Here is a 14164-nt window from a genome sequence, read left to right as displayed (position 1 = left end):
ACCCCCCTCCTACCGTGTGAATCGCCCTGTTGTCGCCGATTGGAGAAGGACGTTGCTCGTCTGAGGTCACGAGACACCGCGTCACCCACGTTCCCGTGTGTGCGCAGCGTGCGACCTCGGCTCCGAGCCGTCCAGCGGAACAGGGCTCTTCCCGTGCCCCGTGCTCCGCGAACGCCCCGAAGGCTCCGTCCTTCCGGCCGTCGCCGCCCCCCGGTGTCTCGATACGTGTCGTCCTGACCGCATCAAGCACCGCGAGGCGCGTATGTCTACTGCCCCCACTTCCCTCACCTGCACCTCCCTCTCCTTCTCCTGGCCCGACGGCACCCCCGTCTTCGAGGACCTCCAGGTCGCCTTCGGCCCCGGCCGGACCGGGCTCGTCGGCGTCAACGGCTCGGGCAAGTCGACCCTGCTCAAGCTGATCGCCGGGGAGCTCACCCCCTCCGGCGGCGCCGTGCGCGTCGCGGGCGAGGTCGGCCGGCTGCCTCAGAACGTCACCCTCGACACCGGGCTGCGGGTCGACGAGGTCCTGGACATCGCCGCGAAGCGCGCCGCGCTGCACGCCATCGAGGCGGGCGACGCGTCCGAGGCGCACTTCGACGTCGTGGACGACGACTGGGACGTCGAGGAGCGCGCCGTGGCGACCCTCGGCGAGCTCGGCCTCGGCCACATCGGCCTCGACCGCACCATCGGCGAGGTCTCGGGCGGCGAGTCGGTGCTGCTGCGGCTGGCCGCGCTGCTGCTGCGCCGGCCCGACGTGCTCCTGCTGGACGAGCCCACCAACAACCTCGACCTGTTCGCGCGCCGGCGCCTGTACGCGGCCGTGCAGGGCTACTCCGGCGTCCTGGTCGTGGTCAGCCACGACCGCGAGCTGCTCGACCTGGTGGACCAGATCGCCGACCTGCGCTCCGGCGAGGTCACCTGGTACGGCGGCAACTACTCGGCGTACGAGGAGGCCCTCGCCACCGAGCAGGAGGCCGCCGAGCGCATGGTGCGGGTCGCCGAGTCCGACGTGAAGAAGCAGAAGCGCGAACTGGCCGACGCGCAGGTCAAGCTGGCCCGGCGCAAGCGGTACGGGCAGAAGATGTTCGAGCAGAAGCGCGAGCCGAAGATCGTGATGGGGGCCCGCAAGCGCGCGGCCCAGGAGTCCGCGGGCAAGCACCGCATCATGCACGAGGAGCGGCTCGCCGAGGCCAGGGAGCGGCTCGACGACGCGGTGGAGGCCGTGCGGGACGACGACGAGATCCGCGTCGACCTGCCGTACACGGCCGTGCCGCCGGGGCGCACCGTCCTCACGCTGCTGGACCTGGAGCTGGCGTACGGGGCGAGCGCGGGCTCCCTCGACCTGCGCGGGCCCGAGCGGATCGCGGTGATCGGCCGCAACGGCGCGGGCAAGACCACGCTGCTGCGGACCGTGGCCGGGGAGCTGGAGCCCGTCTCCGGGGAGGCGCGGGCCCATGTGCCGATGCGGTTCCTGCCGCAGCGGCTCGACGTCCTCGACGACGGGCTGACGGTCGCCGAGAACGTGGCCCGGTTCGCGCCCGGCGCCACCAACAACCGGGTCCGGGCGCGGCTGGCGCGCTTCCTGTTCCGGGGCGCCAAGGCCGACCAGCGGGCGGCCACGCTCTCCGGCGGCGAGCGGTTCCGGGCGGCCCTGGCCGCGCTGATGCTGGCCGAGCCGGCGCCGCAGCTGCTGATGCTCGACGAGCCGACCAACAACCTCGACATGGCGAGCGTGCGGCAGCTCACCACGGCGCTGGAGTCGTACGAGGGGGCGCTGGTCGTGGCCAGCCACGACGTGCCGTTCCTGGAGTCGGTCGGGATCACGCGGTGGTTGTTGCTGGAGGAGGGGGTGCTGACGGAGACGACGCCGGAGGCGGTGGGGCTCTCCGGGTGACCCCGGCAGCCCCGGTGGCCCCGTAGCCCTGGGGCAGGGGCCACCGGTTGTCCGTGGGGTGCGGGCCCCTGAAGGGGCGTCGGTGCGGCGGTGGGGGCTTTTGTCAGGTCGGTGCGGGCTGCATGATGTGCGGGGACACACCCTGCCGAGACGGAGATCCGCACGTGCCCAGCCGGAAAGCCCTCGTCCGCCGTCCCAGCCCCCGCCTCGCCGAGGGTCTCGTCACGCACCTGGAGCGCACCCCGGTCGACCCCGTCCTGGCGGTGGAGCAGTGGGAGGCGTACGTGGAGGCCCTGCGCACCCACGGCTGGGAGACCCTGGAGGTGGAGCCCGCCGACGACTGCGCGGACTCCGTCTTCGTGGAGGACGCGGTGGTCGTCTTCCGCAACGTCGCCCTGATCGCCCGCCCCGGCGCGGAGTCCCGGCGCCCCGAGACCGCCGGCGTCGAGGAGGCGGTGGCGCGCCTCGGCTGCTCGGTGAACTGGGTGTGGGAGCCGGGCACCCTGGAGGGCGGCGACGTCCTGAAGGTCGGCGACACGATGTACGTGGGGCTCGGCGGACGCACCAACGGGGCCGGCATCCAGCAGTTGCGGGCCACCTTCGAGCCGCTCGGCGCCAAGGTCGTCGCCGTACCGGTGAGCAAGGTGCTGCACCTGAAGTCGGCCGTCACCGCGCTGCCGGACGGCACGGTCGTCGGGCACGAGCCGCTGGTGGACACGCCGTCGCTGTTCCCGCGCTTCCTGGCGGTGCCGGAGGAGGCGGGCTCGCACGTCGTCCTGCTGGGCGGCGGACGGCTCCTGATGGCGGCGAGCGCCCCCAAGACCGCCGAGCTGTACGCCGGCCTCGGCCTCGAACCCGTCCTCGTCGACATCAGCGAGTTCGAGAAGCTCGAAGGCTGTGTGACCTGTCTCTCGGTCCGCCTGCGCGAGCTGTACGTCTGAGGGGACGGCGGGCCCCGCGCACGGTCCCGCGGACCGGCGCGTCCACCGCCCATGAGCTGCGCGTCCACCGGACGGACGGCCTCCGTCCGCGTGCCGTGACCGCGTCCGAACAGATCGCCGCTGATCAGGGCTCTTTACAGCGCACTTAACCTACGGCATCGTAACCTACGGATACGTAGCCTACGATGCCGTAGGTTGGTGTTACCGCTCAGCAGTTACGTCCCCCCTGGAGCCCCTGTGACGATCACTTCTCCCCAACTCGGCAGCCCGTCCTCCGAATGGACCGACGCGCGTCTGCTGTTCGCCCTGGAAGAAGTGGTGGAGACCGAACTCAACCGTCATCTGAAGGTCGCCAAGGACTGGATGCCGCACGAGTACGTGCCCTGGTCCGACGGTCGCAACTTCCCCGGCATGTTCGAGGACGGGGAGGCCTGGGACAAGGAACAGTCCAAGGTCACCGAACTCGGCCGCATCGCGCTGGTCGTGAACCTCCTGACCGAGGACAACCTCCCCAGCTACCACCACGAGATCGCTTCCCTCTTCGGCCGCGACGGCGCCTGGGGCACCTGGGTGCACCGCTGGACCGCCGAGGAGGGCCGGCACGGCATCGTGATGCGCGACTACCTGCTCGCGTCGCGCGCCGTGGACCCGGACAAGCTCGAAGCCTTCCGCATGCAGCACATGAGCGAGGGCTTCGAGTCGGACAACCGCCACTCGATGCTGCACTCCGTCGCGTACGTCGCCTTCCAGGAGCTGGCGACCCGCGTCTCGCACCGCAACACCGGACACCAGTCGGGCGACCCCGTCTGCGACCGCATGCTGGCGCGCATCGCGACCGACGAGAACCTGCACATGGTCTTCTACCGCAACCTGCTGAAGGCCGCGTTCGAACTCGCCCCCGACCTGACCATGCAGGCCGTGCGGGACGTCATCGTCAACTTCCGGATGCCCGGGCACGGCATGCCCGGCTTCGAGCGCGCCGCCGCGCAGATGGCGATCGGCGAGGTCTACAACATGCGCATCCACCACGACGACGTGCTGATGCCGGTGCTGCGCCACCTCAAGGTCCTGCAGATCGACGGCCTGGGCCCCGAGGGCCTCAAGGCCCAGGAGGAGCTCGGCCTCTACATGGGCGGCCTGGACGCCGAGGCGCTCAAGTTCGACGAGAAGCTCGCGACCCGCAAGGCCCGCATGGCGGCCCGCGCCGCCGCGCAGTAGCACGCCGTCCCGCGTCCCGGCGCACCCGCCGGGACGCGGGACACCCCTCACTCGTACGCCGTCACCTGGGCCAGCGCCATGTCGCGCACGTCGGGCACCGGGTGGCGGCGCAGTGCGTCCAGCCGCGTGCGCCACAGCGGTCCCCAGTCCGTACGGGTGCCGAGCGCGGCCGTGAGCGCCACGGCGAGCAGGCCCTCGGCGTGACCGCCGTGCGCGGTGAGCCGGTGGGCGACGCCGAGCAGGGTCCCGGCGTCGCCCTCGTGCGTCCTGCGGCCCAGCCGGTCGGCGAGTTCGGCGGCGGTCCTGGCCGCGAGCGCCGGACGCCCGGCCGTCAGTGCGGCCAGCCGGACCAGGGCCGCCTCCACCTGCTCCGCCCCGGCGTCCAGGTCCAGGTGGGCCACGGTGACCGCGGCGGCCTGCGGTACGAATCCGTCGTGGTGCGCCAGCAGTTCGGCGGCGCCGAGGGCTGCCGCCCGGATGCCCGCGGGAGCCGTCCGCGCCTGCTGCGCCAGCCGCGCGACGAGATGGTCGACGCGCTGCCGGGCGGGCCGGTCCCGACGACTCCCCTCACCGTCGCCACCGGACCGGGCCCGGAGCCGCGCGGCATCGAGCGAGGCGGGCCGGTCCGGGCCGGAGCTGGTGGGGTCAGGCTCCGGCCTGTGTCGCCGGGAACCGACGTCCGTAGGAGCGGGCAGGTCCCCGCGGGGGCCGGTGCCGGCGGGAGCAGGCCAGTCCCAGTGAGGGTCGGTGTCGGCGGAATCGGGGCTGTCTTCGTGAAGGGGTGGTTGCGGGTATCTCCTCTATGTCCTGCCGGACCGTCGTGAGCGGCGGATCGGCCTGCTCCGTGAACGGCAGCATGTCGTCGAACCCGACGACGGCGACGTCCTCGGGCACCCGCCGCCCCCGCTCCCGCAGGACCCGCAGCGCGCCCGCCGCCGTGAGGTCGTTCGCGGCGAACACCCCATCCAGGTCGGGGCAGCGATCGAGCAGCTCGCGCATCGCGCGCTCCCCGCCCCCGGGGGTGAAGTCGCTCTCCACGATCAGCCGCGGGTCGGCGTCCGCCATGACGTCGCGGTACCCGTCGAGCCGGTCGACCGCCGAGGTCTGGTCGAGGGCACCGGAGATGTGGGCGATGCGGCGGCGGCCGAGGCCGACGAGGTGGCGTACGGCCTCGCGGGCGCCGCCCCGGTTGTCGCAGTCGACGTACACCGCCCCGCGGGAGGCGTCGCTCCAGCCGGGGCGGCCGCCGTACACGGTCGGCACGCCGTGGATGAGGCCCGGCAGCGGGTCGTCGAGGTGCAGGGAGAAGACGAGCGCGCCGTCGACGTGGCCGCCGGCGAGGTAGCGGGCCACGCGGGCGTGGTCGTCGCGGCCCTCCGTGAGCAGGAGGACGAGCTGGGAGTCGTGGGCCGTGAGCTCCTTGCTGATGCCGCGCAGCTGGAGGGCGAAGAAGGGGTCCGCGAAGACGCGGGTCTCCGGTTCGGCGATCACCACGGCGACGGCGTCGTGGCGCCGGGTGACGAGGCTGCGGGCGGCCTGGTTCGGGACGTAGCCGAGTTCGTCGACGGCGCGCCTGACCCGCTCGACCAGGGGTTCGCGCACGCCCTCGCCGCCGTTGACGACGCGCGAGGCGGTGGCTCGGGAGACGCCGGCCCGGGCGGCCACGGCCTCCAGGGTGGGGCGTGGCGCTGTGGACTGGTCGGTCACCTGGGGGCTCCTCAGGGCGGCGGTTGCCGATCAGGATAGCCCGCGTGCGGAAGGGCACGGGGTGCGCTGAGAGCGCTCCCAAGCGAGCCCTGCCTTCCAGGCGCGGGCACACCGCGGCCGGTCGCGCAGTTCCCCGCGCCCCTGGAAAGACAGGCCGCCGCCCGGGTGCGGATACGTCGTGGTTGCTCGCGCCGTTCCCCGCGCCCCTGAAAAGACGGCCGTTCCCCGCGCCCCGTGGAGGCCGCGCGGACAGGGGCGGTTTCAGGATGGCCGGCCTTGGCTGTTGTCCCAGTGGTGGCCACGATCCGTCACGGGCTCGGATGCGGCGGTGAAGGCCTGTACGAGGGGACGGTTGTCTCCCCGGCGGGTGGCCATGAGGATCCGGCTCACTGCGGGAGGCCCGTCGAGTTCGAGACGCCGGGCGCCCGCGGGGAGCAGCGTCGTGACGCTGTAGGGGGCGATGGTGACGCCGAGGCCGGAGGCGACGAACATGACGATGGTGTGCCAGTTCGAGCACTCCTGCGCGACCTGGACGTCGATTCCGGCGTCCCGCAGCGGCTGCGTGTTCACGTCGAACGCTTGCGGTCCTGCTGTACGCGGGAACAGGATCAGCGGGTCGGCGGCCAGCGTCGCTGCTTCCACACGCTGACCCCTTGCGGCGGGGTGCTCGGCGGGGACGACGGCGACGAACCGTTCCGTCCTCAGCGGGGAAAGGTCGATGCCGTCCCGCTCCTCGGCGTCCCGCACGATCCCGACGTCGGCCGTGCCCCGTTCCAGGGCCGCCAGGACATCGACGGTGAAGCCGTCGTGCAGTTTGATCTGCACGTCCGGGCGGCGGCGGGAGAACGCACGGAGCCGTTCGCTGACGATCGTGGTGGCGGAGGTGATGAAGGCGACGTCCAGGCGGCCGGCCTCACCGCGCCCGACACGGCCGGCCTCGTCGAGGTCGGCCGCCAGACGGCCCAGCAGGTCCCTCGCCCGCGGCCGGAACGTCGCTCCCGCGTCCGTGAGGCGGACGCTTCGGGAGGTCCGCCGGAACAGCTCGACACCGACGATCTTCTCCAGCTGCCTGATCTGCTGGGACAGGGCCGGCTGGGCGATGTTCAGCCGCTGGGCGGCACGGCCGAAGTGGAGTTCCTCGGCCACGGCCAGGAAGTACCGCAGATGACGGAGCTCGATACGCTGATCCATAGTTCAAACTTATCGATACACGCCATCGCCTGTATTGGACATATGAGTCGGTGGACGCAGAGGCTGTACGGGAAGCCGCACCGGAAAGGAACCCCGCCTCATGCCGCACACCTCCGCCCCGGTCCTGGTCTCCTCGATCGCCTCACAGCGTGATGCCGACGCGTTCCGCGCGTTGAACGAGGAGTGGATCTCACGCCTGTTCACCCTGGAGGAAGAGGACCGGGCGATTCTCGGAGATCCGTTCGGCCGCATCGTGGGGCCGGGCGGCGACGTGCTCCTGGCCCGCGAGCAGGACAGCGGTACCGCTGTCGGGTGCGTCGCGCTTCTGGCCTACCCGGACGGGGTGTTCGAACTGGCGAAGATGGCCGTGGCCCCCGCCGCGCAGGGACGCGGCATCGGCCGCCGGCTCGTAGCCGCAGCGATCGAGCGCGCCCGGGCACGCGGTGGGACCCGGCTCTTCCTCGGCACGAACAGCAAACTGGCTCCTGCCATCCACCTCTACGAGGAAGCCGGGTTCGTCAGGATCACCCGCAACCGTCTCCCGGTGGCCGACTACTACGCCCGTGCCGACACCCTCATGGAACTGACATGACTTCTCGGCCGGGCGCCCGGAAACCGCCTCGCCACGGCTGTCTTCACCAGCGCCTCGGTTCCCCCGCCGCCCGTGGCACGCCGCACCTGCGCCACGTCGTGGACGACCAGGGCGCCGGCGGGGGACTCGGGTGACGACCGGGAGTGTCCGATGTGTCCGGCCGGGCCGGCGTGACGCGCTTCCCCGGACTCCGCTCCCTGAAATCGGTCAGGGCATGCCGTAGGACCACCGGAGTGCCGGGAAGGGCGAGGGCGCTGTCGGCCGCGGCGAAGCAGGCGTGGGCGGCCTCGGCGAGATCCTGGTCGGCGAGGCCGGTGCGGGCCGGTCGTCGGGGGCGGGCGCACCGTGGTCGTCCACCCTCCGAAAGACACGTGGTTCCGCCGCGCCTCAGTGTTCGTGCGGCTCGTACCCAGGGATCGTGCCGTCCGTCTTCTTCACCAGGAACAGGCCCGCCATCCCCATGTCCGAGTGGCTCTGGACGTGGCAGTGGTACATCCAGGCGCCCGCGCCCACCCCCTCGCCCGCGATGACCTGGAAGCCGAAGGAGTCGGCGGGGCCCACGATCAGGTTGTCGACCACCCGGCTCGGGTCGTCGGGGCCGGTCAGCAGGCCGGTGCGGTTGTCGGCCCAGCGGTGACCGTGCACGTGGAACGTGTGGTAGTACTCGCCGTGCGTGATCGACACGAACTCGACCCGGTCCCCCACCGTGGCCTCGAAGTTGGGGCTGTCGTGGCCGGGCCTGTTGTTGATCGTCATGTCGTTGAAGACGATGGTGTGCGTCCTGTCCGGCAGGATGTCGCCCTGGCGGCGCACGATCACCGGTCCGTACAGGCCCTTGCGGATGCCGCCCGTGCCGTGCTCGGTGCCGACGACGTGGTCGTGGTAGTGCCAGTAGCCCGCGCTGCCCGCCCGCCAGGTGCCGTCCTTGCGGCGGCCCGGGGCGTGCGTGCGCCAGGTGTACGTGCGCGTGTCGCCGGGCTCCACATGGGAGTTGCTCAGCTTCGTGCCGTCGCTGGACACCTCGTAGTCCAGGCCGTGGACGTGCAGGCTCGCCGCCACGTCCAGGGTGTTCTCGACCTCGATGTACGCGGTGTCGCCCTCGTTGAGCTCGATCAGCGGGCCGGGGATCGTGGCCGCGCCCTTCTCCAGGCCGTAGCCCAGCTGCCCGTCGGCCAGCTTCTCGATGTACAGCTTGATGCGCCTGACCTCGCCGCCCGCGGGGGCCGTACGGACCGCGGCGCCCGCGCTCTCGGCGCCGTGCGCGGTGGTCGCACCCTTCGCGGCGACCACCGACAACGATGTCGCGACCGTGGCGACGGCGGCCCCGCCCAGCATCATCCGGCGGCTGAAGCCGCGTCTGTCCATCGGGTCCGCGGCACCCGCGTCCGCCGCGCCGACCACCGTGGCGTCCGCGTCCGTGGTGCCCATGTCGTCCGTGGTGCCCATGCCGAACTCTCCCAACCTGCAGTGTGGCCAACAGATTTGACGGATCTGACGGATCCGGCGGAACCGAGTGACAGAGACGAACTGGGGAGACGGTAGTGGCATCGGCTTCGTTTATCCACACTCAGGACAAAGTTCGTGCGATCCCGGTCATAGCTATTGGCGAGTTGAGAGAAAAGGTCTAGCTTCCATGGCGCTGTTGCTGTGACCGAGGAGGATGGGGTGACCACATGCGGCCCACACCGCATCGAACGCCACTGACGGTACGCACGTCGAGCAGAACCAGACGGAGAGGCTGGACGGCCGCGCTGGCCGCGGGAGTCGTGGCGGCGGGCGTCCTCTCGGGGCCGGCCGCGAGCGCGCGCCCGGCCCCCGACCCGTCGTTGACAACGATGTCGATCAAGTCGCCGCCCGGCGGCGCGGACGTACGGGTGCTGATCTACCACGGGTCCGCGGCGGGCGGCGACGAGTCGCCCGTCGTCAACGCCGGTATCGAGGCGATCGAGGGCATCGGCCAGAGCGGTCCCGCGGCCGGGCGCTTCGAGGTGACGGCCACGGACGACGCCTCGGTGTTCACCGACGACACCGAGCTCGGTCTCTACAACGCCGTCGTCTTCCTGACCGGCGGCGGCGACGTCCTCGACCCGGAGCAGGAGGCGGGCCTGGAGGCGTACATGGAGGCCGGCGGCGGCTTCCTCGGCATCCACGACGCGGCCCGCGCCGAACCCTACTCGGACTGGTTCACCGGACTCGTCGGCGCCCGTCCGGCGGCCGGCGGCCCGACGAACGTGCAGCGCGCGACCGTCGAGGTCGGCGACCGGCAGCATCCGGCCACCAAGGACCTGCCGCTGCAGTGGAAGCGGCCCGACAAGTGGCTGAACTGGACGAAGAACCCGTCCGGCGACGTGCACACGGTGGCCCGCGTCCGCGAGTCGACGTACACGCCGGGCACGAGCGCCAACGGCGCCGACCACCCCGTCTCCTGGTGCCGCGACTACGACGGCGGCCGGTCCTTCTACACCGCCATGGGCGGCACGGAGTCCTCGTACGACGAGACGGAGTTCCGCTCGCACCTGCGCGGCGCGCTCGCCTGGACGACCCGCATCTCGCGGGCCGACTGCAAGGCCACGATCAACGCCAACTACAAGGCGGAGCGCCTGACCCAGCCCAACCAGCCGGGCCAGAACGACCAGATCGGCGAGCCGCACGGCCTGGTCACCGCCCCCGACGGCCGCGTGTTCTACATCGGCCGCGGCGGCGCCGACTCCTCGCAGCCCGTGATCACGGACTGGAACAACCCGGACGTCGGCAAGGGCAAGGGCGAGATCCACGTCTACGACCCGAGGACGAAGAAGGTCACGCTGGCCGGCACGCTCAACGTGTTCGGCAACAAGGGCGGCGGCGACGAGCTGATCAAGGTCGAGGAGGGCCTGCTCGGCATCGAGCTGGACCCCCGGTTCGAGGACAACGGCTGGGTGTACCTGCACTACACGCCGCACTCCCGGATCGACCGCGACAAGCGGATGGCCGAGCGGTACGTCTCCCGCTTCACGTACAACTCGAACACCGGCAGGCTGGACCTGAACAGCGAGAAGGTCCTGCTGAAGTGGCCGGTGCAGATCCACAGCTGCTGCCACGCGGGCGGCGGGCTGGCCTGGGACTCCAAGGGCAACCTGTACATCGCCACCGGTGACAACAACTCCAGCGGCTTCAGCGACGGTTACTCGGGCAACAACCCGCAGCCGAACTACAAGGGCGTCTCCTTCGCGGACGCGCGCCGCACGGCGGGCAACACCAACAACCTCAACGGCAAGATCCTGCGCATCCACCCGGAGCAGGACGGCACGTACACCCTGCCCGAGGGCAACCTCTTCACGGGCAAGGAGACCGCCGAGGGCGGCGGCAAGACGCGCGGCGAGATCTACGTGATGGGCGTCCGCAACCCGGCGCGCATCTCGATCGACAAGAAGACGGACACCCTGTACGCGGGCTGGGTCGGCCCGGACGCCGGGTCGCCGTCGACGACCTGGGGCCCGGCGAAGTACGACACGTTCGCCGCGATCACCAAGGCGGGCAACCACGGCTGGCCGTACTGCATGGGCAACAAGCAGCCCTACCGGGACCGCAACCTGCCCGACCCGTCGAAGCCGCTGGGCTGGTACGACTGCAACGCGCCGAAGAACGAGTCGCCGAACAACGACGGTCTCGTGAACCTGCCGCCGGTCACCTCGAACACCATCTGGTACTCGCCCCAGGGCGGCGGTCCGGACTTCCCGCGCGACGCCAACGGCGTCCCGTCGTACAAGACGGCCGAGCAGAAGTTCCTGCTGCCGTGGCTCAAGGGCGGTGGCCAGGCGGCCATGGACGGCCCCGTCTACCGCTACGACGCCAACTCGGCGAGCGCGGGCAAGTGGCCCTCGTACTGGGACGGCAAGTGGTTCGTCGGCGACTTCTACGACGCCGACCAGCCGCGCCACGCCGTGCTCCTCGACCCGAAGACGGCCGGACAGGGCGGCATCCCGGTGCACGCCGAGTCCCTGAAGAAGATCGTCCCGATCGGCAACGACGGCATCAAGAACCTCATGGACTGGAAGTTCGGCCCGGACGGCACGCTGTACGTCCTCGACTACGGCCGCGGCTTCTTCACATCGGACTCCAAGTCCGCTCTGTGGCAGGTCACGTACAAGGGCGGCGGCCCCACCCCCGCCGCCGACCAGCTCGCCAGGGAGGCGCAGTGACGAGCGTGAGGACCATCCGGCGGCGAAGAACTGGACGGCTGTGGACGGCACTGGCCGCCGCACTGCTGATGGTGCTGGGGCTCGCCTCCACCTCGGCCTCCGGCCAGACCGACCCCGCTCCGTCCAAGGCGGCCGCCGCGGCGCAGACGCTCACCTGGACGGCCGGTGACGACATCACCAAGTACGCCTCCGCGCCCACCACGGCGGTCGCGGGCCCGACGACGATCGTCTTCGAGAACAGCGAGGCGACCGGCAACACCATGGGCATGCCGCACACGCTGACGTTCGACGTGTCGGACCCCGAGTACCAGAACGACGTGCCGCTCAACATCCTGGCCAACCCGAACGACGACCAGGGCGGCCGGCACACCGCCGAGGTGACGCTCTCGCCCGGCCGCTACCGCTACTTCTGCACGATCCCCGGCCACGGCCAGATGCAGGGCATCCTGGTGGTCACCGAGGGCACCGGCGAGGACACGACGGCGCCCGAGACCGCGGCCGAGGTCACCGGCACCAAGAACGCGGACGGCGCGTACGTCGGTTCGGCGACCGTGTCGCTGAGCGCGACGGACACGGGCGGTTCGGGCGTCGAGCGCATCGAGTACGCGCTCGGCGACGCGGGGGCCTGGCAGCCGTACACCACGCCCGTGGTGGTCGACGAGGTCGGCGCCCAGAAGGTCCGCTACCGGGCCCTGGACAAGGCGGGGAACACCTCGGCGGAGAAGGCGGCGGAGTTCACCGTCGTGGCCCCGCCGACGGACGACACCACCGCGCCGGAGACGTCGGCCGCGGTGACCGGCGAGAAGAACGCGCAGGGCGAGTACGTCGCCATGGCGACCGTCACGGTGACGGCCTCCGACGCGGGTTCCGGCGTCAACACCATCGAGTACGCGCTCGGTGACGCCGGCGCCTGGCAGCCGTACACCGCCCCGGTGATGGTCCACGAGGTGGGCGCGCACAAGGTGCGCTTCCGCGCCACGGACAAGGCGGGCAACGCGGCCGCCGAGAAGTCCGTGTCGTTCACCGTCGTCGCGCCGCCCGTCGAGGACACCACTCCCCCGGTGACCGGCGTGAACGTCGAGGGCACGAAGAACTCCTCCGGGGCGTACATCAACACCGCCAAGGTGACGGTGACCGCGACCGACGCGCACGGCGGTTCGGGGGTCGACAGGATCGAGTACTCGCTCGACGGCGGCCCCTACCTCGCGTACACCGCTCCCGTGGTGGTCGACCGCGTGGGTGCGCACTCGCTGGCCTACCGGGCGAGCGACAAGGCGGGCAACACCTCGGCCGCCCGCACGGTGAGCTTCACGATCGCTCCGGGCGGCGGGGTGCCGGCGCCCAACTGCGCCGAGTACGACGAGCGGCTGACGGTCATCGTCGGCACGGTCGACACGGGCGTGCCGAACCGGATCACCAACAGCCGGTGCCGCATCAACGAGTTGATCGAGGACGAGAAGGAGTGGACGTCCCACGCGCTGTTCCTCAAGCACGTGGCGTCGGTCCTGAAGACGCTCCTCAAGGACGGTGTCATCGTCCAGCGCGAGTACGACCTGATCGACGAGGCGGCCGACGAGTCGGGCATCGGCGATCCCGGCCAGACCGAGGGCTACCGGACCATCATGGACGGTACGCAGGAGACCTTCGGCAAGTGGCAGCACGTGGGCGGCGGTTCGTTCGCGCTGAACGGCGACGGCACCATCACGTCGGGCACGGCGCGGGACGGGCTCGGCATGCTGTGGTTCCCCGAGCGCAAGTACGAGGACTTCTCGCTGAAGCTCCAGTGGCGTGACGACGCGCCGGGCACGGGCAACGCCAACTCCGGTGTGTTCGTGCGGTTCCCGCAGGTCCACAACCACCCGGAGGAGTCGCGGCCCGAGTGGGTCGCCATCAAGTACGGGCACGAGATCCAGGAGTTCGACAGCCCCACCGGGGACATGTACAAGACCGGTTCGGTCTACGGCTTCGACCGGGTGGGCCTGGCCGGTGCCGGTGTCACCCAGAAGGGCACCTGGAACGACTACGAGATCCGCGTGGTGGACCAGCACTACTCGGTCTACCGCAACGGCGTGCTGATCAACGAGTTCGACAACACCGGCGGCCAGGACTTCACCCCGCCGCGCTCGGACGACCCGGGCACGGACGGGCGGCGGTTCTCCTCCGGCTACATCGGTCTCCAGGTGCACAGCATCACCGACGTGGTGTCGTACCGCGACGTCCGGATCAAGGAACTGTGAGTCACTGAGTCACTGAGTCACCGAATCGGTAAGTCGGTGAGTCACCGGGGACCGCGGCCGTCGGACGGCCGCGGTCCCCGGGCCGTACGGCCACGGTTCCGTCGTCCTGCGTCCCCGCGCCGCAGGACCGAACGGCCCCGCGAAATGCCCCCTGCGGGGGAACGCGCCCGGGCCGCCCCCGCCCTTGCCCCGTACGGCGAACC

10 protein-coding genes are annotated in these 14164 nt (G+C 71.2%); 6 read left to right on the top strand and 4 right to left on the bottom strand.

Features of this window, described 5'->3' with window-relative positions; all coding sequences use genetic code 11:
* The first annotated feature begins 262 nt into the window (after nucleotides 1-262).
* The 3 genes from FGF04_RS11255 (at nucleotide 263) to FGF04_RS11245 (ending at nucleotide 4053) form a co-directional block, all read left to right on the top strand.
* A complete protein-coding gene (locus FGF04_RS11255) occupies nucleotides 263-1894 on the top strand; it encodes an ABC-F family ATP-binding cassette domain-containing protein (RefSeq protein ID WP_149511148.1) in 1632 nt (543 codons plus the stop codon).
* 164 nt (nucleotides 1895-2058) lie between these two features.
* A complete protein-coding gene (ddaH, locus tag FGF04_RS11250; protein ID WP_149511147.1) occupies nucleotides 2059-2835 on the top strand; it encodes a dimethylargininase in 777 nt (258 codons plus the stop codon).
* 237 nt (nucleotides 2836-3072) lie between these two features.
* On the top strand, nucleotides 3073-4053 hold the full coding sequence (locus FGF04_RS11245) for an acyl-ACP desaturase (protein WP_149511146.1): 981 nt from the start codon (nucleotides 3073-3075) through the stop codon (nucleotides 4051-4053).
* Nucleotides 4054-4100: 47 nt separating this feature from the next.
* On the opposite strand, the gene FGF04_RS40000 is transcribed toward FGF04_RS11245, so the two are convergent.
* From FGF04_RS40000 to FGF04_RS11230, 3 genes are all read right to left on the bottom strand, one after another.
* The gene (locus tag FGF04_RS40000; RefSeq protein WP_188114045.1) at nucleotides 4101-4454 is read right to left on the bottom strand and encodes a hypothetical protein; all 354 of its coding nucleotides are present in this window, start codon (nucleotides 4452-4454) and stop codon (nucleotides 4101-4103) included.
* A gap of 244 nt (nucleotides 4455-4698) precedes the next feature.
* The gene (locus tag FGF04_RS11235) at nucleotides 4699-5760 is read right to left on the bottom strand and encodes a LacI family DNA-binding transcriptional regulator (protein WP_149511145.1); all 1062 of its coding nucleotides are present in this window, start codon (nucleotides 5758-5760) and stop codon (nucleotides 4699-4701) included.
* Nucleotides 5761-6021: 261 nt separating this feature from the next.
* Nucleotides 6022-6951, bottom strand: a complete 930-nt coding sequence (locus FGF04_RS11230; RefSeq protein ID WP_149511144.1) for a LysR family transcriptional regulator — start codon at nucleotides 6949-6951, stop codon at nucleotides 6022-6024.
* Between the two features lie 100 nt (nucleotides 6952-7051).
* Here FGF04_RS11230 and FGF04_RS11225 point away from each other — a divergent pair, with 100 nt between their 5' ends.
* Complete coding sequence (locus FGF04_RS11225; RefSeq protein ID WP_188114044.1) at nucleotides 7052-7543, top strand: GNAT family N-acetyltransferase; 492 nt, start codon at nucleotides 7052-7054, stop codon at nucleotides 7541-7543.
* Between the two features lie 387 nt (nucleotides 7544-7930).
* Here FGF04_RS11225 and FGF04_RS11215 read toward each other — a convergent pair whose 3' ends face one another.
* A complete protein-coding gene (locus tag FGF04_RS11215; protein ID WP_149511217.1) occupies nucleotides 7931-8908 on the bottom strand; it encodes a multicopper oxidase domain-containing protein in 978 nt (325 codons plus the stop codon).
* 386 nt (nucleotides 8909-9294) lie between these two features.
* On the opposite strand from FGF04_RS11215, the gene FGF04_RS11210 reads away from it, so the two are divergent.
* Together FGF04_RS11210 and FGF04_RS11205 are read left to right on the top strand one after the other, a co-directional pair.
* A complete protein-coding gene (locus FGF04_RS11210) occupies nucleotides 9295-11724 on the top strand; it encodes a ThuA domain-containing protein (protein ID WP_149511216.1) in 2430 nt (809 codons plus the stop codon).
* A 68-nt stretch (nucleotides 11725-11792) separates the two neighbouring features.
* Complete coding sequence (locus FGF04_RS11205) at nucleotides 11793-13961, top strand: OmpL47-type beta-barrel domain-containing protein (protein ID WP_235882282.1); 2169 nt, start codon at nucleotides 11793-11795, stop codon at nucleotides 13959-13961.
* Nucleotides 13962-14164 lie beyond the last annotated feature (203 nt).

Source organism: Streptomyces apricus (genome assembly GCF_008369065.1).
GTDB lineage: Bacteria > Actinomycetota > Actinomycetes > Streptomycetales > Streptomycetaceae > Streptomyces > Streptomyces apricus.
The sequence above is the reverse complement of the archived record's forward strand: the minus strand, read 5'-3'. Positions and strand labels throughout refer to the sequence as shown.